Annotated in this window: 18 protein-coding genes; 13 read left to right on the top strand and 5 right to left on the bottom strand. The window is 65.4% G+C overall.

The features are described from left to right. Positions 1 to 299: 299 nt before the first annotated feature. Genes M1P90_RS02390 through M1P90_RS02400 form a run of 3 tightly spaced genes read left to right on the top strand, consistent with a single transcriptional unit; the run spans position 300 to position 4,453 of the window. Positions 300 to 3,230, top strand: coding sequence for a S8 family serine peptidase (locus M1P90_RS02390; protein ID WP_483701056.1), 2,931 nt, complete (start codon positions 300 to 302; stop codon positions 3,228 to 3,230). Positions 3,231 to 3,281: 51 nt separating this feature from the next. Then, the gene (locus tag M1P90_RS02395) at positions 3,282 to 3,719 is read left to right on the top strand and encodes a DUF2231 domain-containing protein (RefSeq protein ID WP_483701057.1); all 438 of its coding nucleotides are present in this window, start codon (positions 3,282 to 3,284) and stop codon (positions 3,717 to 3,719) included. A 38-nt stretch (positions 3,720 to 3,757) separates the two neighbouring features. Next, complete coding sequence (locus M1P90_RS02400; RefSeq protein ID WP_483701058.1) at positions 3,758 to 4,453, top strand: lysophospholipid acyltransferase family protein; 696 nt, start codon at positions 3,758 to 3,760, stop codon at positions 4,451 to 4,453. 72 nt (positions 4,454 to 4,525) lie between these two features. Here the strand turns inward: M1P90_RS02400 and M1P90_RS02405 are convergent, their stop codons facing one another. The 4 genes from M1P90_RS02405 to M1P90_RS02420 form a co-directional block, all read right to left on the bottom strand. After that, positions 4,526 to 4,660 (bottom strand): hypothetical protein, encoded by a 135-nt coding sequence (locus M1P90_RS02405; protein ID WP_483701059.1) that lies wholly within the window; start codon positions 4,658 to 4,660, stop codon positions 4,526 to 4,528. Positions 4,661 to 4,685: 25 nt separating this feature from the next. After that, the gene (locus M1P90_RS02410; RefSeq protein ID WP_483701060.1) at positions 4,686 to 5,411 is read right to left on the bottom strand and encodes a zinc metallopeptidase; all 726 of its coding nucleotides are present in this window, start codon (positions 5,409 to 5,411) and stop codon (positions 4,686 to 4,688) included. Between the two features lie 273 nt (positions 5,412 to 5,684). After that, a complete protein-coding gene (locus tag M1P90_RS02415; RefSeq protein ID WP_483701061.1) occupies positions 5,685 to 5,825 on the bottom strand; it encodes a hypothetical protein in 141 nt (46 codons plus the stop codon). After that, positions 5,825 to 6,097: a YtxH domain-containing protein gene (locus tag M1P90_RS02420; protein WP_483701062.1), complete on the bottom strand. Its 273-nt coding sequence runs from the start codon at positions 6,095 to 6,097 to the stop codon at positions 5,825 to 5,827. The genes M1P90_RS02415 and M1P90_RS02420 overlap by 1 nt, the downstream gene beginning before the upstream one ends. 216 nt (positions 6,098 to 6,313) lie before the next feature. On the opposite strand from M1P90_RS02420, the gene M1P90_RS02425 reads away from it, so the two are divergent. The 10 genes from M1P90_RS02425 to M1P90_RS02470 all read left to right on the top strand — a co-directional run bounded on the left by M1P90_RS02425 (position 6,314) and on the right by M1P90_RS02470 (position 16,800). After that, a complete protein-coding gene (locus M1P90_RS02425; protein WP_483701063.1) occupies positions 6,314 to 6,562 on the top strand; it encodes a hypothetical protein in 249 nt (82 codons plus the stop codon). 48 nt (positions 6,563 to 6,610) lie between these two features. Continuing rightward, positions 6,611 to 8,377 (top strand): acetyl-CoA carboxylase biotin carboxylase subunit, encoded by a 1,767-nt coding sequence (gene accC, locus M1P90_RS02430; protein WP_483701064.1) that lies wholly within the window; start codon positions 6,611 to 6,613, stop codon positions 8,375 to 8,377. Positions 8,378 to 8,575: 198 nt separating this feature from the next. Next, a complete protein-coding gene (locus tag M1P90_RS02435; RefSeq protein ID WP_483701065.1) occupies positions 8,576 to 9,892 on the top strand; it encodes a glycoside hydrolase family 125 protein in 1,317 nt (438 codons plus the stop codon). A 527-nt stretch (positions 9,893 to 10,419) separates the two neighbouring features. After that, positions 10,420 to 11,292 carry a dihydrodipicolinate synthase family protein gene (locus tag M1P90_RS02440; RefSeq protein WP_483701066.1) on the top strand — a complete coding sequence of 291 codons (873 nt, stop codon included), beginning with the start codon at positions 10,420 to 10,422 and terminating at the stop codon, positions 11,290 to 11,292. A 3-nt stretch (positions 11,293 to 11,295) separates the two neighbouring features. Next, entirely contained in the window at positions 11,296 to 12,051 is a 756-nt protein-coding gene (locus tag M1P90_RS02445) for an SDR family NAD(P)-dependent oxidoreductase (RefSeq protein ID WP_483701067.1), read from the top strand. A 110-nt stretch (positions 12,052 to 12,161) separates the two neighbouring features. Next, positions 12,162 to 12,368: a hypothetical protein gene (locus M1P90_RS02450; RefSeq protein WP_483701068.1), complete on the top strand. Its 207-nt coding sequence runs from the start codon at positions 12,162 to 12,164 to the stop codon at positions 12,366 to 12,368. 74 nt (positions 12,369 to 12,442) lie between these two features. Further along, positions 12,443 to 12,832: a type II toxin-antitoxin system death-on-curing family toxin gene (locus M1P90_RS02455; protein WP_483701069.1), complete on the top strand. Its 390-nt coding sequence runs from the start codon at positions 12,443 to 12,445 to the stop codon at positions 12,830 to 12,832. Between the two features lie 62 nt (positions 12,833 to 12,894). Next, on the top strand, positions 12,895 to 13,296 hold the full coding sequence (locus M1P90_RS02460; protein WP_483701070.1) for a type II toxin-antitoxin system death-on-curing family toxin: 402 nt from the start codon (positions 12,895 to 12,897) through the stop codon (positions 13,294 to 13,296). A 72-nt stretch (positions 13,297 to 13,368) separates the two neighbouring features. Continuing rightward, positions 13,369 to 16,008, top strand: a complete 2,640-nt coding sequence (gene ppdK, locus M1P90_RS02465; protein ID WP_483701071.1) for a pyruvate, phosphate dikinase — start codon at positions 13,369 to 13,371, stop codon at positions 16,006 to 16,008. Between the two features lie 267 nt (positions 16,009 to 16,275). Then, positions 16,276 to 16,800 carry a GNAT family N-acetyltransferase gene (locus M1P90_RS02470; protein WP_483701072.1) on the top strand — a complete coding sequence of 175 codons (525 nt, stop codon included), beginning with the start codon at positions 16,276 to 16,278 and terminating at the stop codon, positions 16,798 to 16,800. 63 nt (positions 16,801 to 16,863) lie between these two features. Here the strand turns inward: M1P90_RS02470 and M1P90_RS02475 are convergent, their stop codons facing one another. Next, the gene (locus tag M1P90_RS02475) at positions 16,864 to 19,059 is read right to left on the bottom strand and encodes a DUF4129 domain-containing transglutaminase family protein (RefSeq protein ID WP_483701073.1); all 2,196 of its coding nucleotides are present in this window, start codon (positions 19,057 to 19,059) and stop codon (positions 16,864 to 16,866) included. Positions 19,060 to 19,598 lie beyond the last annotated feature (539 nt).

A 19,598-nucleotide genomic window follows, 5' to 3' on the forward strand; every position in this document is an offset into this window, starting at 1 on the left:
CGTGTGATTGTTTTCGCCCAGTATCATAGCATAGGAAATGGCGGCCGGGCAGCACAGCGGAGCTAAACGCTTGATGAGCATTTGTGAGCAGCTTGTAGCCGTATTGCTCGGCTTGAAGCCTTGACATGCATAATTGCGCGATGCTATGCTGCCCTTGCCCGCAGATGTACAGTGTTCCACCCGGAGAAGCTGCCATTATGCCCCGCCATTTGCCTCTTCTGCTTGTTCGTGTGCTTGTGCTTGCCATAGTGCTGGCTGCCATGCCTGCGCGCGTGCCGCGTACCGCTAGTGCGGCCGGTATGAGCGCCTCGCCAAACGCGCTCTCGGTTACGCTGCCGCTCGGCACTTCCGGCATACGCACCATTACAATCACGAACAGCACCAGCGCCGCGGTGACACCCAGTGTGCTGGAAGCCGAGCCGGCCTATAAACCCGCGCAGGCTGCGCCGCCAAGCGGCCCGCGCCGCGTGACACTACCCGCGCAGGGCGAGCGGCTCGACCCGCAGCTTGTTCGCGCGCTGGCTGCGCCGGGTCAGCGCGCCGATTTTGTGGTGTACCTGCGCGACCAGGCCGACCTCGGCGCGGCCTACGCGATAGGCGATTGGGACGCGCGCGGGCGCTATGTCTACGACGCCTTGCGTGCTCAGGCCGGGCAAACCCAGGCGCGCATGCTGGCCGAACTCGAGGCGCGTGGTGTGGTGGCGCGCCCGCTGTGGATCGTGAATGCGCTGGCGGTGCATGGCTCGCTGGCCGATGCGCAGGCGCTGGCTGGGCGCGAAGAAGTGGCGCTGGTGCGCGCAAACCATATTCATGCCCTGCCAACCGTGCAGCCGAGCGTGGCAGCAAGCGGCGACCTGTGCTCGCCCGACGCGCCAAGCAATACCACCTGCTGGAACATTCGAAAGGTTGGCACCGACCGGGTGTGGCGCGACTTTGGCGCAACCGGGCGCGGCATTGTTGTGGCGAATATCGACACGGGCGTGCGTTTCGACCACCCGGCGCTGATCGCGCAATATCGCGGCTACCGCGCCGGCAGCCCACCCGATCATAACTACAACTGGTTCGATCCCAAGCTGCTGGTGTTCGCGCCGAACGACCAGAACGGCCACGGCACGCATACGATGGGAACGATGGTGGCGGCAGGCAAGGGCAACGCAGCGCAGCCTTCGGTTGGGATGGCCCCCGAGGCGCGCTGGATTGCCGCGCAAGGCTGCGCTTCGTATGCGTGCAGCGACCTTGACTTGATCGACTCGGCGCAGTGGATGCTGGCCCCTACGGCACTGAACGGCACGAACCCGCGCCCCGATCTGCGCCCGATGATCATCAATAACTCCTGGGCCGATATGGGCGGCAACGACTGGTATGCCGGCTACGTGGCGGCATGGCGCGCTGCCGGCATCTTCCCTGTGTTTGCGGCAGGCAACAGCGGCAGCGCGTGTGGCTCGATCGGTTCGCCCAGCGACTACACCGATGTGTTTGGTGTTGGCGCGACCGACGAGCGCGATATTGCGACATGGTTCAGCGCGCGTGGCCCGACAGTTGATGGCCGGGTCAAGCCCGATGTGGTCGCGCCCGGCGGCGGCGAGGGCATTCTGTCCACCAGCAACGGCGATGGACTCGATTACCGCACGCTGCAAGGCACTTCGATGGCCACGCCGCTGGTGGCCGGCCTGGTGGCGCTGATCTGGTCGGCGAACCCTGGCCTGGTGGGCGATTATGATCGCACAGTGGCGCTGATCAAGAGCAGCGCGCGGCCGCTGCGCGACGATAGCTGCGGCGACGGCCAGCAGGTGCCGAATAGTGTGTATGGCTATGGGCGCGTCGATGCCTATGCCGCCGTGCAGCGCGCCCGTGTCGATGTGCCGTGGCTGTCGGTAACGGCGTCGCCCGGCCAGCTTGCGCCCGGCGCGAGCGGCAACGCGCAGCTGCGTTTGGATGCCTCGCGGGTGCCGGGGCCAGGCGTGTACCATGCGCGCGTTGAGCTGTTTGCGACGCTGACCGCAGCGCCTCAATCAGTCGACATAACATTTTCTGTAAGCGCAAGCTCCAATCAGGCAGTGCTCAGCGGGCGAGTGATGGCCGACGATACCGGCGCGCCCGTGGCTGCGCAAGTGAGTGTGGCTGGCGGCCTGGCGGTTCCCACCGATGCAGACGGCACATTCACACTGGTTGTAGCACCCGGCAGCTACCAACTGCGAGTCAGCGCGCCGTCGTTTCTGCCGTACCAGCGCGCAATTACTGTGAATGGCAACGCGCATCTGCCCGATACACGCCTCCAGCCGGCCTACCCGACCCTGGCGCTGGCGCACCCGTCGCTCGACCTTGCGCTGAATTTCGCGCAAACGCGCAGCGTCAGTATTACGCTGGCGAACGATGGTCCGCAGCCACTCGAATACACTGCCCGCGTGCTGCCCGACAGCTTTGCGGTGCAGCGCAGCGATGCGCCGGGCGGGCCGGCCTACCAGTGGATCGATCTGCCCAGCAGCGCCCGGCAATTACTGCTGCGCGGCAAACCCTACAGCGACACTGTGCCACTCGGCTTCCCATTTCCATTCTATGGCTCGACGTATACCGAAACAGTAGCCGCGGCCGACGGTTTTCTGTCCTTCAGCCTGCCAATTGGCGAGTACATCAAGCCCGTCACTGGCTGCTTCCCCGACACGGCCTTTCTGTATCGCGAAATTGCGCCTTTCCGCGCCGATATCGACCTGGCGCGCGGCGGGGCGATACGCTATGCGACGCTCAGCGGGCGGCGGGCGTTTGTCATTAGCTACGAGAATGTGCACCTGGCGGGCAGCGCCCCCGAAGCCTACAGCTTTCAGGTCATTCTGCACGACGACGGGCGCATTGTTTACCAGTATCGTGACATCCCAGCTATGCCCGCAAGCGTGGCGGTGGGCGTGCAGCAAACCACGCTTGATTATCAGTCGCTTGGCTGTGGCAGCGCCGCGCCAATTGCGGCCGGGCTGGCAATCGAGCTGCGCCCGCAGTACGAGCCGGCTGAGTGGCTGACCTTGAGCGAAGCAGGCGGCACTGTGCCGGCGGATGGCCGGCAGGCCCTGCGCGCAACCGTGCATTGGGTTTTTCCAATGCCGTTTTCGCAACAGGCGCGCATCGAGCTGCGCACCAGCGACCCACTTCACAGAATTGTGCTGGTGCCGCTAACCCTGGACCCCCGCCCCGCGCCAAACACGCGCTGGCTGCCACTCATCAGTCAACCATGGGAATAAGCTGAGCCGCTCGCGATGCAAGCGATGCCGAGGCTCGTGGTATACTAGGGTATGTACCCATTCCACCCGCTGACTGTGCATCTGCCGATTGGGCTGCTGCTGGGCAATGCTGCCCTCACCGCGCTGTATTTACGGCGCGGCGATCGCGCATACGAAACAAGCGCGTTTCACTGCCTGTGGCTCGGCTGGCTGGGCGCGCTGCTGGCGGTGGCCCTGGGCGTCTTCGACGCAGCGCGCGTTGTGCTTGGCGCAGGCGTGCAGGGCAATACGCTCGCCTGGGTGAATGCACACGCACTGGTTGGCGCGGCGATTCTGGTGGTGTACTGGCAGGCCTGGCAAATGCGCCGCCGCACACCCGGCATTCTCGACAATGCGCAGGCGCGGCAAGGCTACCTTGCGCGCTTGGGCCTGGGCGTGGCGCTGCTGGTGCTCGATGGCTGGCTGGGCGGGCACCTTGTGTACAGTTTGCGGCTGGGCGTTGCACCATAGCGCCCGTGCGCGGGTGAGTGAAACAAAGCGAGGAAAGCATGCTCGGGGCGTTTATGTACTTCTGCCTGTGGCTGCCGCTGAATATTGCGCGGCTGATCTGGTGGAACTGGAAGGTCGAGGGCAAGGAAAACCTCCCGCCACGCGGCCAGGGCATGATCCTCGCAGTGAATCACCTTAACTGGACCGATATTCACATTCTGGGGGCGTCGCTGCCGCTTTCGCACCGCCCGTGGTGGATCGCCAAGATCGAGATGTTCCTCAACCGCGCGATCACGTGGTGGCTGCGCGAGATGCAGGTGATCCCAATCAAGCGTGGCAAGCGCGACACCGCCGCAATGGATGCGTCTGAAACGGCGCTGCGCGAGGGCGGCGTGCTGGTCGTCTTCCCCGAAGGCCATCGCAGCCGCGAGGGCGGCCTGCTCGAAGGGCGTGGCGGCGCGGTGCGGCTGGCAGTGCGCACAGGGGTGCCGATTGTGCCGATCGCAATCTGGGGCACTGAGAATGGCCTGAAGGGCGCGGCACTGCGCAAGCCTATTCATGTTAAGATCGGCAAGCCGTTTTATATGAGCGCGCCGAACGGCAAAATTCCGTGGGATCGCATGAACGAGCTGACCGAGACGATGATGCTGAGCCTCGCCGAGCTGCTGCCGGCAGAGTACTGGGGTTTCTACCGCGAGCGGATGGTGCAGTTGCAGCTGAGCGCCAATTCTGCGCCAGCCGAGCCGGGCGTGTAGCACGATTGCGTCAACACAAACGCCGCTGGCGCTCGCCAGCGGCGTTTGTATGTTCGGAAATTTCGGTGCAAGCTACCCGACCAGCGTGCCTTCGTCGGGCTCGCCCAGCAGCTTGTTCGTCAGGAACAAGGCCAGCCGCGTCGCGAGCGCGCTCAGCACCAGGCTCAGAATGCCATATACCAGCCGCCGCTTGGTATCGTCGTCCATGAAGTCCTCCCCATCATACTGCGTGTTAACTGCGTCGCCGCCCGCCAAAAATGATCGTCGCGAAGTAGAGCAGTTGCAGCACAGCCTGCGCCGCGCCGGCAATATACGTCAGCGCGGCAGCGTTCAGCATCGAGCTGACGCCCTGCGCTTCTTGCGTGGTGACGAGCCCATTACGCATAAGCATTTCGCGTGCCCGCGAACTGGCATTCAGCTCCACCGGCAGCGTAATCAGCGAGAAAAAGACGGCAGCGCTCATCAGGATCAGGCCCACGACGGCAATGGTGAAGCCCAGGTTGCCGCCCCGCCCGGCTGCCGCGCCAAACATCAGGCCGATGAAGACCAGAATGGTGCCGAAGCTCGAGCCGATATTGGCAATGCCGACAATGCCCGAGCGCAATTGCAGCCAGAAGTAGCCTTGCTTGTCTTGCAGGGCGTGGCCCAGCTCGTGCGCGACCACCGCCATTGCCGCCACCGATGGCGTTTGCGACGAGCCGGCCGAGAGGCGCATGACTTTGCCACGCGGGTCGTAGTGGTCGGTCAGGTCGCCGGGGATCATTTCGACCTGCACATACTCCAGGCCCTCGTTGCGCATCAGCACGCGCGCAACGTCGGCGCCGGTCATGTTCTGCATATTGCGCACTTGCGAGTATTTCTGGTAGGTCGATTTGACCTTCCACTGCGCAAACAGCGCCAGCCCAATCGCGGGCAGCATGAATATCAGATATTGAAAGTTAAAGAATAGGAATGGCATCGCATCCTCCCGCAACAAGCCACACATCGTGGCATGGACAGTATAGCACCAGAGGCGCGTTTACGGCATTAGAACCGTGTTAGAGGTCGTGCTTTTACTCTAAGCTCGCAGGGAACGTGTACCACCAGGACACCAAGGCACCAAGGTTTTAGGAAGATATTGAGTTTGCTGCCGTGCTGAAATGCACAAGCGCATCCTGAGTGCGCGAAGCGCGTATCGAAGGGTGCGCCAAGTATGCACACAATTTAAGAGGCTTTGTAAACTCACGCAGCCCTACGCGCCTGTGCCAATGCTCAGTGCGGCGTCGATGGTGGCGGCCAGCCGGTTGCGCAGCCACGCCCACGTTTCGCGGCCACTGCGCGGCGCGAGCAGCAGCCCGCACGCCACACCGATTAGGAAGATACGCAGTCGCATCAGATACCCTCGCCGCTGGTGTTAGTCGGGCGCGCGCTGCCAAGCATATCCTGCGCGCTTACCTGCACTTTTGCTACCGCGTCGGAGGCGATCTGCTGGGCGCGCTGCACGGCGTCGTCGGCGCGCTGCTTGAGCTCAACGCCGCGCTCGCTGATCTGCTCGCGTGTTTCGGCCCCGCTGCGCGGCACCAGCAGCGTTGCCGCCGCAGCGCCCACCATTGCCCCGAGAAACAGCCCGCCCAGCAACACCAGATCGTTCTTGTCCTGGCTCATATCACCATTCCTTTCGTGTGCTGAATGGAAATTTGCGCGTATGCAATTCCTGGCATTTCCCCATGCAAGTCGTGTGCCAATCGCGGCGTGTTGCGCTATTGTAGCGCCACGCACCGCCGAGTCAAATTTGTTCCCCGCTTGTAACTTTGCCGCGCTAGAGTGGCAGCAGGCCGCCCCGCCATGCCGCCGAAGGAGATGGCGTATAATGCGTATGCTATGAAGATCGAAATTTCCCCCACGCCCGACGACGATACGGTTGCGGCGATCATGGCGGCGCTGGCCGCGTATGATGCTGGCGCGCCCGGCGAGCTTGCGGCCGCTGGCCCGCGCGCTTCGATCTGGGCGGCGGCCAGCCGCCAGGCCGCGCAGGGCTTGCCGCCACCACTCACGCCCGCGCCACGCTGGGCCGAGGCCGAGCGCGCGCGCCGCGCCGAGCGCTGGAGCAGCGGCATTGTTGGTTTGTAGCTCGCTGCCCGCCCGTGCTATTGCCGGCGGCATTACGGATTTATGTGCATGTTTGACACTGTGCTGATTGCGAACCGCGGCGAGATCGCCCTGCGGGTGATGCGCGCCTGCAAAGAGCTGGGCCTGCGCACCGTTGCTGTGTACAGCGAGGCCGATCGCGATGCGCCGCACGTGCGCTACGCCGACGCGGCTTTTCTGATTGGCCCGCCGCCCGCGCCGCAAAGCTACCTCGACGCCGACGCGATTGTGGCGGCGGCGCGCGCCGCTGGCGCGGGGGCGGTACACCCCGGCTATGGTTTCCTGGCCGAAAATGCTGGCTTTGCGCGCGCCTGCGCCGCCGCCGGCCTGGTGTTTATTGGCCCGCCGCCCGAGGCGATGGATCGCATGGGCGGCAAGGTTGCAGCCCGCCGCGAGGCCACCCACGCGGGCGTGCCGCTGGTGCCCGGCACGCTCGAGCCAGTCGAAAGCCCGGACGCGGTTGTGGTGCTGGCTGAGGAGTTCGGCTACCCGGTGGCGATCAAGGCGGTGGGCGGCGGCGGCGGGCGCGGCCTGCGCGTGGTGCGCGCCGCTGGCGAAATACCCGCAGCCTTTGAAAGCGCCCGCCGCGAGGCCGAGTCGGCCTTCAAAAACCCTGAGCTGTATGTCGAAAAGTATCTCGACGACCCGCGCCACATCGAGATTCAGGTGCTGGCCGACACGCACGGCAACGCCATTCATCTCGGCGAGCGCGACTGCTCGGTGCAGCGCCGCCACCAGAAGCTGATCGAGGAATGCCCGGCGCATGTGCTTACGCCCGAGCTGCGCGCGCGCATGGGCGCGGCGGCGGTGGCGCTCACGAAGTCGGTGGGCTATGTTGGCGCGGGCACGCTGGAGTTTCTGTTTCAGAACGGCCAGTTTTATTTTCTGGAAATGAACACGCGCATCCAGGTCGAACACACCGTCACCGAAATGGTCACCGGCGTCGATCTGGTGCAGGCGCAGATTCGCGTCGCGCAGGGCGAGCAGCTCTGGCTCACGCAGGAGCAGGTGACGTGGCGCGGCCACGCAATCGAGTGTCGCATCAACGCCGAAGACCCCGCGCACGGCTTTCGGCCTTCGCTTGGCACCCTGAGGGAGTATCAGGAACCAACCGGCTATGGCGTGCGGATCGACAGCGGCGTGCGACCGGGCTATACCATCCCGCAGTACTACGACTCGATGATCGCCAAGCTGGTGACGTGGGGCGCAAGCCGCGCCGAGGCGATTGGCCGCATGCGTCGCGCGCTGGCCGATTATCGCGTGGGTGGCATGGCGACGACTATTCCCTTCCACCAGATTGCGCTGGCGCATCCTGCCTTTCAGGCCGGCGATGTGACGGTGAACTTCATTCCGCGCTACCTGAACGACCAGCTTGCTGCGCTTGTCAGTGGCGCACCCGCCGCTCCCGCCGACGGTGCCACGCCCGCCGAGCTGCGCACTTTCACCGTCGAGGTGAATGGCCGCCGCTTCGATGTGCGCGTGGCCGAAACTGGTGCGCCCGCCGCCGTGGCAACGAACGGCGCCAGCCCGCGCCCGGCGGCGCGCCGAACGGCCAGCGCGCCCAAGCCCGCCGCTGCCGATGGTGTGGTCAGCTCGATCCAGGGCGTGGTGCTGGCGGTGAAGGCCGAGCCGGGCCAGCAGGTCGAGGCCGGGCAGGTGCTGTTCCTGATCGAGGCGATGAAGATGGAGAACGAGATCACCGCCCCGCACACTGGCACGATTGCCGAGGTGCGCGCCCAGGCTGGCCAGATTGTCGAGGCCGGGGCGTTGCTGGCGACCTTTGCGCCGAAAGATTGAACGCAATTCTCCGAGTTCAGCAGGACCATCTGCCACCAAGACACCAAGACACCAAGTGCGCTGGAATGCTAAAATCTTGGTGCCTTGGTGTCTTGGTGGTTATCTAGAAGCTAGGTCTTTTGACAGACCAGCGGAAGTGCGCGAAGATCGGGCCGCCGACCTTCGCGCACTTTTGCGTTTACCAGAAAGCCGATTGCAATGAGCACGCCCCTGCCCGAATCGTTTCGCCACCTCAACGAGCTGGTGGCCGCGCGCCTGCCCGACCGCCCGAAGCTCGCGGCCATGTTTGCGCGCTGCTTCGCTAACACTTACGAAACAACCCTGCGCCCGCAGCCCGACGGCACGACCTTTGTGATAACGGGCGACATTCCGGCAATGTGGCTGCGCGATTCGGCCTGCCAGCTGCGGCCCTACCTTGCGCTGGCCGCGCACGACGCCGCGCTGGCCGACATGATTGCGGGCGTGATTCGTCGCCAGGTGGCCTTTGTGCTGCTCGACCCCTATGCCAACGCCTTCAACGAAGCGCCAAACGACGCGCACTACAGCGCCGCAGACCAGAGCGACATCGCCATCCACCCGCAGGTGTGGGAGCGCAAGTACGAGCTGGATTCACTGTGCTTTGTGCTGCAGCTGGCGTGGCTGTTCTGGCAGGCCACCGGGCGCACCGATCATTTCGACGCTGAGTTTGCGCGCGCCGCGCACACGATTATGGCGCTCTTCGCCCGCGAGCAGCACCGCGCTACCGAGTCGACCTATACATTCCAGCGCAGTAACTGCCCGCCAACCGACACGCTGACGCATGACGGGCGCGGCGCACCCGTGGCCGAAACCGGCATGATCTGGTCGGGTTTTCGCCCCAGCGACGATGCCTGCGAGCTAGGTTTGTTTATTCCCGCGAATATGTTTGCAGCCGTCGCGCTGGGCTACCTGGCCGAGATCGCCACTGGCCCGCTCGCTGACGCGGAGTTAGCCGCCGATGCGGAGACGATGCGCGCCGAGGTCGAAGACGGCCTGCGCCGCTACGCGACCACGCAGCACCCCGACTTTGGCACGATCTACGCCTACGAAACCGATGGCTTCGGCAACTATGTGCTGATGGACGACGCTGGCGTGCCGAGCCTGCTTTCCGCCCCCTACCTCGGCTTCTGCGCCGCCGACGCCCCAACCTACCAGAACACGCGCCGCTGGGCGCTGAGCGAAGCGAATCCATTCTTCTTTAGCGGAAGTGCCGCCACCGGCATTGGCAGCCCGCACACGCCCGCGCCCTATATCTGGCCGCTTGGGCTGGCAATGCAGGGCCTGACCGCCAGCGACCCGGCCGAGCGCACGGCGTTGCTGGCCGTGCTGGAGCGCACCGACGCCGGCACCTTCCTGATGCACGAAGGCTTCCATGCCGACGACCCCGCGCAGTTCACGCGCTCGTGGTTTGCGTGGGCCAATGCGCTGTTCAGCGAGCTGGTGCTGGTGGAATGCGGTCTGCTCGCGCCGGGCGGCGTGCGCCTGAGCGCGTGGTAATAGCCTGCAAATAAGGCCGCCTGGGATCGTTGCCACGAAGGCACGAAGGCACGAAAGGCGGGGAACGAAGGGCGGAGAACCGAGAGCAGGATGCTTCGATACACCGTAGCAGCGAAGGCCACAAGGGCCAGTACGCGCCGCGCCTGGAAAGAAGTGAAGGCTCATTGGAAGGGAATGCGCGCTCACTGGAAGGGAACACGGTGTCGTTGGAAAGGAACACGCGCTCACTGGAAAGCAATGCGGTGTCGTTGGAAAGGAATGCGCGCTCACTGGAAAGGAACGCGGTCTCGTTGCAAAGAAACACGCGCTCACTGGAACGAAATGCAGCCTCGTTGGAACGAAATGCGCGCTCACTGGAAAGGAACATGCGTTGGTTCGAGCAGATTTCTACCAATCTGGCTTGCTTTGGTGTGAGGCAATCGTTCACAAGCCAAAATTCTCCTGAATCCTGACTGCTGAATCCTGAAACCTGCCCGCGCAACCATTTGGTATAATGCCGCCACCGACAGCAAGCAAAGGATGGAGCCATGCCAGAATTATTTGCGGCCAGCCTGACGCCCTTCACCTCGCCCACCGGCGACGTCGACCACGAATGGATTCCCAAGCACCTGCGCTGGCTGGAAGCCAACGGCGCGGATGGCGTTGTGCCGTGCGGCACCACCGGCGAAGGTCCGTCGCTCGGCTTGAGCGAGCGCAAGGCAGTGATCGACACGGTGCTGAAGAACCGGGGCAAGCTGCGCGTGATCGCCGGCACCGGCTGCGTGGCGCTGCCCGAAACGATTGAGGCCACGCGCTATGCGCTTGAGCAGGGGGCAGACGCGGCGCTGGTGATCCCGCCCTACTACTTCAAGAATCCCTCCGACGCCGGTTTGCTGGCCTTCTACCGCGCCGTCTGCGATGCGCTGCCAGCGGGCGGAAAGATCATGCTCTACCACATTCCGCCAGTGAGCCAGATCGCCATTCCCGCCGCTGTGATCGCCGGCCTGCTCGAAAGCCACCCCGGCGCGATCTACGGCCTGAAGGACAGCGGCGGCGATGGCGACCACACAGCCATGCTGCTCGACCGCTTCCCGCAGCTCAAGATCTTCACCGGCGGCGCACCGCTGCTGGCCCGCGCACTGGCCGATGGCGCGGCGGGCGGCATTTTTGCGCTGGCCAACGCCTTCCCACGCGAGATGCGCGCGATCATCGACGCCCACCAGTCGGGCGGCGATGTGGCCGGGGCGCAGCGCCGCGTGGCCGCGCTGAGTGATACGCTCAAGCAGCACGGCGCGATCCCGTCGCTCAAGGCCGCGCTGCCGCAGCTGGCCGATCTGCCGCCCTCCTCGCCGCGCGCGCCGCTTGTGCCGCTGGCCGAGGCAGCCGCCGAGGCGCTGGTGGCGCAGATGCGGGCGATCTAGCCCATGCCCGTAGCCGAGCAACCTGTTGCGCTGATCACGGGCGCATCGCGGGGCATTGGCGCGGCGACCGCGCGCGAGCTGGCCCGGCGCGGCTATGCGCTGGCGCTGGCCGCGCGCTCGGTCGCGCCGCTGGAAGAGCTGGCTGCCGAGCTTGCGCAAACCGGCGCGCCGGCCCTGGCCGTGCCTGCCGACATGCGCAGCCTGCCCGATTTGCAGAATATGGTCGACGCGGTGCTGGCGCGCTATGGCCGCGTGGATGTGCTGGTGCTGAACGCGGGCATTGGCGGCGGCGGCGTAGTGGCGCGCATGCCCGCCGACACCGCCGCCAACACCATTGGCACCAACCTGATTGCGCCGATTGAGCTGGCGCGCATGCTGCTTCCCGGCATGCTCACGCGCGGCAGCGGCGCGATTGTGCTGATCGGCTCGGTGGCGGGCCGCATAGCGGTGCCGACCTCGGCAGTGTATGGCGCCTCGAAGTTCGGCCTGCGCGGCTTTGCCGACGGCCTGCGCCGCGAGGTCGCGCACCGTGGCGTGAGCGTAAGCCTGGTGTCGCCTGGCTTTGTGCGCACCAGCATGACCGCCGATATGCGTTTCCCCCTGCCCGGCCCCGAGCTGGTGGCTCGCGCCGTTGCCCGCGCCATTACCCGGCCGCGCCGCGAGGTGTTTGTGCCGGGCTACTATGCCCTGCCAGTGTGGCTGGCGCAAGCCCTGCCCGCCCTCACCGACGCGCTGCTGCGGCGCACCCGCCGCCGTTGACACCACCCCCAAAGCGCGGTATAGTACCGCCTGTTGCCCTGAGGCGGGCGCGCTGCATCGTACCGCGGCGCTGCTGCATCGCCCGGAGCGACCAATCACAGGTTTGTACCATGCATGATATTGCGATACCGACGGCGGAGTTGCCGGAAGCCATTCGTACCTGGCTTGCGCTGCAACCCGCCGTTGTTTTTACTGTGGAACGGCTGGATGACCAGCGCGTCTTGCTGCGCCCGCTGCCCGATGTTGCGCCCGAGCTGCTGGCCCGCGCGCAGGTGACGCTGGCGCAATACCGCGACGCGCTGATGAACCTTACATAGTAGTTTTGAATTTTGAGAGCTGAGTTTTGAGTTTGAAACATGCTCACTCAGCATTCAAACCTGGCAAACCTGGAATGAATTATCTTTCGCCGGCCGACCTGATCGCTATTCACGAGCTGCTGCTGACGACCTTTGGCGGGATGCGCGGCATTACCGAGGCGGGTTTTGGCCGGCTGGAAGCAGCAGCCGCCGCGCCGCAGGCCAGCATGTTCGGCGAAGCGATCTATGCCGACCGGAGCGCGCAAGCCGCCGCGCTGTGCCTGGGCATTGCGCGGGCGCACCCGTTCTCGGATGGCAACAAGCGCGTGGCACTGGTGGCGCTGGATGTCTTTCTGCGGCAGAATGGCGCGCGCCTGGCCGCCAGCAACGACGACGCCTACGAAGCGATTATGGCACTGGCGCGCGGCGACATGCGCCACGCCGAGCTGGCCGATTGGGTGGCGCGGCACAGCGCTGAGTTGTAGCTTGTGCGCGTTAGGTGCGCCGGATTGTAACGCACACCTGCACGCTTCCACGGCACAATGGTATGGAGTACCTGACGCTCGACGATATTCTGGCGATTCGCGAAACGCTGGTGCAGGCGCGGGCGGCCTATGGCGATGGCGACCGCTACGAAATTCATACCATGGACGGCCTGATGTCGGCGCTGGCCGCGCCGCGTCGCTCGGCCTTTGGCGCCGAGCTGTTTCCGACCCTGGCCGATAAAGCTGGCGCGCTGGTGTATGCGCTGGTGCAAAACCACCCGTTCTGGGATGGCAACAAGCGCATTGCAGCCGCCGCGCTTCGCCTGTTTGCCGAGCGGAATGGTGCGCGGCTGGCGGCGAGCGAGCCCGAGCTGCGGGCATTCACCAGCGGCATTGCGCGCGGGCAACTGCGCGACGGCGCGCTGGGCGCGTGGGTTGATGCGCACCTTGAGATTCGGGCGTGAGGCGGCAGGCTGCGGCTGTAAAGCCTTTCCTGCTGGCACAAACGCTACCACACAATTAGGAGGAGTGTTTCGATGTCCAAGAAGTGGGTCTACCTGTTTAGCGAAGGCGACTCCAGCATGCGCGACCTGCTGGGCGGCAAAGGCGCCGGCGTTGCCGAAATGACGAAATCGGGCGTGCCGGTGCCGCCTGGCTTTACCATCACCACCGAAGCCTGCAACAGCTACTACGACAACAACAAGCAGTTCCCCGATGGGCTGTGGGAGCAGGTGACCGAGGCGATGAAGGATGTCGAGGCCAAGACCGGCAAGAAGTTTGGCGACCCGTCGAACCCGCTGCTGGTGTCGGTGCGCTCGGGCGCGAAGTTCTCGATGCCGGGCATGATGGACACCGTGCTGAACCTCGGCCTCAACCCCGAGACGCTGGCCGGCCTGGCCAAGCTGACTGACAACCCGCGCTTTGCCGCCGACGCCTACCGCCGCTTTGTGCAGCTGTTCGGCAAGATCGTGCTGGGCGTCGAGGGCGAGAAGTTCGAGCATGTGCTGAACGTGGCCAAGGGCGATACCCGCCAGGATACCGATCTCAGCGCCGACGAGCTGACCGAGATCACCGAGCAGTTCAAGCAGATCATCAAGCAGGATGCTGGCGTCGACTTCCCGACCGACCCCTACGAGCAGCTGCGCTACGCGATTGGTGCGGTGTTCAGCTCGTGGATGGGCCGCCGCGCAATCGACTACCGCCGCCTGAACAAGATTGCCGACAACCTCGGCACCGGCGTGAACGTGCAGGCGATGGTGTTCGGCAACATGGGCAACGACAGCGCCACCGGCGTGGCGTTCAGCCGCAACCCCTCGACCGGCGACTCGGCGCTGTATGGCGAGTACCTCGTCAATGCGCAGGGCGAAGATGTGGTGGCCGGCGTTCGCACCCCGCGCCCGATCTCCGAGCTGCAGGCCGAGATGGGCGTGGTGTACGACCAGTTCGCCGCGATCGCCAAGCAGCTTGAAGGCCACTACAAAGACGTGCAGGACATGGAGTTTACCATCGAGAAGGGTAAGCTCTGGATGCTGCAGACGCGCAATGGCAAGCGCACCGGCGCGGCCGCTGTGAAGATTGCGGTCGATCTGGTGCACGAGGGTGTGATCGACGAGAAAACCGCAGTTGAGCGGGTGGAGCCGGCCGCGCTCGACCAGTTGCTGCACCCGACGATTAAAGATGACTCGAAGGCCGCCGCGCGCAAGGCGGGTTCGTACCTGACCACTGGCCTGCCGGCCTCGCCGGGCGCGGCCAGCGGCACGGTGGTGTTCGACCCCGACGAGGCCGAGGAGCTTGCCAAGAATGGCGCGAAGGTCATTCTGGTGCGCACCGAGACCGCGCCGGAAGACTTCCACGGCATGGTTGCGGCGCAGGCCATCCTCACCGCACGTGGCGGTATGACCTCGCACGCGGCCGTGGTGGCGCGTGGCATGGGCAAGCCCTGCGTGGCCGGTGCCGGTGAGCTGAAGATCGACTACAAGGCCGGCGAGTTCACCGCGAACGGCCAGACGATCAAGCACGGCGACTCGATCTCGCTCGACGGCAGCACTGGCGAAGTGTTCGCTGGCCAGCTACCAACCTCGGAGCCAACCCTGACCGGCGATTTCGCTGAGTTCATGAGCTGGGCCGATACGTACCGCAAGCTGGGCGTGCGCACCAACGCCGACACCCCGCACGATGCGCAGGTGGCCCGCAGCTTTGGTGCCGAGGGCATCGGCCTGTGCCGCACTGAGCACATGTTCTTCGAGGGCGACCGCATCGACGCGGTGCGCGAGATGATCGTGGCTGAGTCGCTCGATGCGCGTAAGGCTGCGCTAGCCAAAATTCTGCCGCTGCAGCAGAGCGACTTCGAGGGCATTTTCGAGGCGATGGATGGCTTCCCCGTCACCATCCGCACGCTCGACCCGCCGCTGCACGAATTCCTGCCGCACGGCGACGCTGAGATCGATGATCTGGCGGCCAAGATGGGCATTGACTCGAAGAAGCTGCACGCCACCATCGAGAACTTGCGCGAGTCCAACCCGATGCTGGGCTTCCGCGGCTGCCGGCTTGGCATCATGTACCCCGAAATCACCGAAATGCAGGCGCGAGCGATCTTCCAGGCTGCGGCGGCGGTTCAGAAGCGCGGCATCAAAGTGCATCCCGAGGTTATGATCCCGCTGGTGAACGACGTAACCGAGCTCAAAGCGCAGGCCGATCTGGTGCGTGGCGTCGCCGCTGAGGTGATCGCCGCGACTGGCGAGCAGATCGAATATATGATCGGCACGATGATCGAGCTGCCGCGCGCTGCGCTGACTGCCGACAAGATCGCCACCGAGGCGCAGTTCTTCTCGTTCGGCACCAACGACCTGACGCAGACGACCTTTGGCCTGAGCCGCGACGATGCCGGGCGCTTCTTGCCCGCATATGTTGAGCGCAAGCTGCTGAAGGACGACCCATTCCAGGTGCTCGATCAGGATGGCGTTGGCCAGCTTGTGCAGATGGGCACCGAGCGCGGCCGCAGCACACGCAGCAACCTGAAGGTCGGCATCTGCGGCGAGCACGGCGGCGAGCCGAGCAGCGTGATGTTCTGCCACAAGGTTGGCCTCAACTACGTGTCGTGCAGCCCCTACCGCGTGCCAATCGCCCGCCTTGCGGCGGCGCAGGCTGCGCTGGGCGACTCGACCCGCGACAAGTAGCACGGGCCGGCGCAACGCCGGATAATGTCAGGGCTGTGCCGGATCGCCACGCGCGATCCGGCACAGCCTTTGTGATTGAGCTTCTTTATCGTGGGAGCGCGAGGGAGGCAAAGCCTCCCTCGCAACTCTTTTATAGTGCCGGTCTCGGCCACGCAAGTGGCCGAGACCGGCACTATAAGAGTTCTTGGAGGGCCTGCCGGCCCTCCAAACCTCCCGCTGAGCGAACAATTAAATCGCATAGCGTATAACGATGAAAAGAGGAAAACAATGATTCGCGGAACGCGCATCAACCTGCGCACGGTTGGCCCGGCCGACTTGCCGATGCTCGACGCCTGGGCAGTTGACCCCGAATTCGCCAGTGAGTATAACTTCTTTGGCCTGGTGCCGCCGAACGCCTACACGCAGCGCATGGCCGGCGATGGCCTACTGAACGAGCGGCATGGCACACTGCTGGTGGTGCTGCCCGACGGCACGGCGGTGGGCGATGTCAGCTACCACGATGTGGCGTATGGCCCGGGAGCCTGGAGTCGCGTCTACAATATTGGCATTGCGCTTGCGCCCGAGCATCGCGGGCACGGCTACGGCAGCGAGGCGCAGCAGCTACTAGCCGCCTACCTGCTCGCCACCTACCCGGTCATGCGCATCGAGGCATCGACCGACATCACCAACACGCCCGAGCAGCGCGCGCTGGAGAAGGCTGGCTTCCAGCGCGATGGCGTGCTGCGCAAGGCGCAGTGGCGCAACGGCGGCTGGCACGACCTTGCGGTGTATAGCAAGCTGCGCGGCGAGTAAACCTGCTCATCAAGGGCGTATTGCAATACGCCCGAACGATGCAACTGCACAATCAAAAATGCGCTAGCGCCGCCGGAGCTGCGCGAGGCGCGCAAGCACGCGCTCGGCAATGGCGCGCAGGCGGCTTTCGCGGGCGGCGGGGAGCGGCTGGCCGCTGTAGCGCGCCGCGCCCAGCAGGTCGGTCATTTCGTCGAGGGCAGGGGGCTCGCCGGCCTGGGGCGCAAGGAGCCGCCCATACTCGCGCAGTGTTGCGCCGGGCGGCCAGGGAATACCGGCGCGCGCGCCGCCGCGCTCAAGCTGCGCCTGAATGTCGAGTGCCAGCGGCGGGCGCTGGCGCGGGCGGCCACGCCACCACAGCGCCGCAGAAAGCGCAGCCACCAGCGCCAGCGCGCCAGCCCAGATCCACGGGCCGTTCGTGCTGTTGCGTGCCTCAGCGGGCGGCGCGGCCACTGGCACGGGCGTGGGGAAATCGGGCTCGCCGCCGCCGCGCGCCGGCAGTGGGCGAATCGGCGTTGGCTCGAAGGGCAGCCAGCGCCCGTCGATATACAGCTCGGCCCAGGCGTGCGCGTCGGCCTGGCGCACCAGGTAGGTGTTACTGGCCGCGTCGAACTCGCCGGTAGCGTAGCCGATTGCCAGCCGCGCCGGGATGCCCAGGCTGCGCGCCATCACCGCCATTGCCGACGCGTAGTAGGTGCAGTAGCCCTGCCGCATGTCGAACAGAAACTGCTCGACGGCGTCGCCGCGCGGGGGGATGGGCTGAACCGTATAGGCGTAGGGCAGGCCGCGCAGGTAGGCTTCCAGCGCGAGCGCCCGCTCGTAGGCCGAAGCGCGCCCGCCCGCCACCACCTGCGCCAGGTCGCGCACGCGCTGCGAGTAATCGTTTGGCAGCGCGAGGTAGCTGCTCATGTCGGGCGGGGCCGAATCGAGGCGCGGCGGGATGGCCTGCTCCTGCGGGCGCGAAATGATTTGGTAGCGGGTGGCGCTGCCAACCGTGGTGAGGGCCGCCAGCGAACCGTCGGGCAGCCGCTCGGCATTGGCGGCGAGGTCGGTTGTGACAATGTCGGGCATCCCAACGACGATCGTTCGATCGTCGCGCAGGTCTTCTATTTCTTCCAGAACGCTCCCCGGCATGTCTTCCGGCGTGAGCGCCACGGTGGTGAAATCGCCAATGCGGGCGTTGGTGGTCCAGCCGGCGCTGGTGTAGAAGTTGAACAGGCGCGCGCGCCAGTAGCGCGGCCAGGGGCCAGCCGGCAGCGGCGTGCCCGTATGGATGCGCAGAATGACTTTGCTGGGCGGCGCTTTTTCAAGCGACACGCCCAATGGCAGGGCCGGCAGCTGCGAAATGCCGATCTGGGCCGCCGAGCGCTGCGGGCGCGGGATGTTGCGCTCCAGCACGGCCATGCCCGAAGGCAGCTCGACATCGCGCCAGAAGAAATCGGCCAGCGGGTTGCTGACGGTGGTTGGGATGATCTCGGCCAGCACAATCACCAGCATGACGCAGCACGCGCCCCAGGCAATCGCATCGGGCCTCAGCTCGTCGGAATAATCGGCACCGCGCGCATCCCAGCGGCGCTCGCGGCGGCGGGCGGCATTCACCAGCAGCAGCAGCAGGATGAGTGTCAGCGCAAAGGCGACCTCAACGCCACTGCTGCCGCCGAGCAGGGCAGTGAGGGTGACGGCGGCAAGGGTTGGGATGCCCCAGGGCAGCAGGGCGCGCTCGCGGGCCAGCGCCCAGCCGAGGGTGAGCGCGGCCAGCCATGTCGTGGCAAGCCCGCCCACCAGCACGATCAGGCGCGCCCCGGCCTCGCCGCCAGCAGGCGCGGCCAGCAGATTGCCCCAGAAGCGCGCAAGTGCGGTTGCCAGGAACGGCAGTGCGCGCATCTCGGGGGTGGGCGCAGACGCGCCGCGCAGGCCGGCCCACAGCCCTGCCAGGTAGGCAGCGGCATCTTCGGCAATCAGGCCACGCGGCGGCAGGATATCGGCTGCGCGGACGACAAGCAGCGCGCCAGTGGCGAGGAGCGCAAGCAGCAGGGCCGCGACCCACATGGCGCGAAAGGCGCGATTCGGCCAGGGTGCGGCGGGCGGGCGGCCCAAACGGAGCGCAATCGTGAAGCCCAGCGCGGCGGCCAGGGTGAACGAACCCGCCGGCAGTGGCAGCTTGGCGCTGGCCGCCGCCGACGCCGCGCACAGCAACGCCGCCAGCCCCAGCGTGAATGGGAGCCAGCCAATGCGCGGGCGGAGCAGCCGCAGAAGCTTCACGACAAGCGTATCCATTGCGCGAAAGTATAGCAGGAGTCGGGGGTCAGGAGTCAGGAGTCAGGAGACAAGGGGTATGACGGATATTTCTGCAGGGCGGGCTGAAGCCGCTGGAAACAAGCCGCCACGCTCCATTCACCAGCTCACCCGACCGTGAACGGTCGGGCTGAAGCCACCAAGCCCTTGCAGGGCTGCTGCTCGCCAGCCTCGCAGAGGCTTTGTACGATCAGACCGGTCGTTTACGGGCGGGCAGTGCGTGAAACAAGCTGTGTGCAGAACTTTCCGTCATACCCGCAGACACCAGGCAGGAGTAGACTGCTATGTGTGCGTTTTCTGCGCTCAGCCGAACGGACTCCGCGTTTGTAACCATCACCCTCGGCGGCCTCTGTGCGCTGTGTGGCTCAACCGTTTTGCTCTCGGCTCTAGTTTTACCCTGCCGCCGAACTTCCTGAGCCTGTCGAAGGACAGATAAAAAGCGCGCAATTGCGCAAGGCTGGCGCTGCCGCTACAATAGCGCCGTGGCCAGACGGGCCACCCGAAGG

Source organism: Kouleothrix sp. 19917, assembly GCF_057073505.1.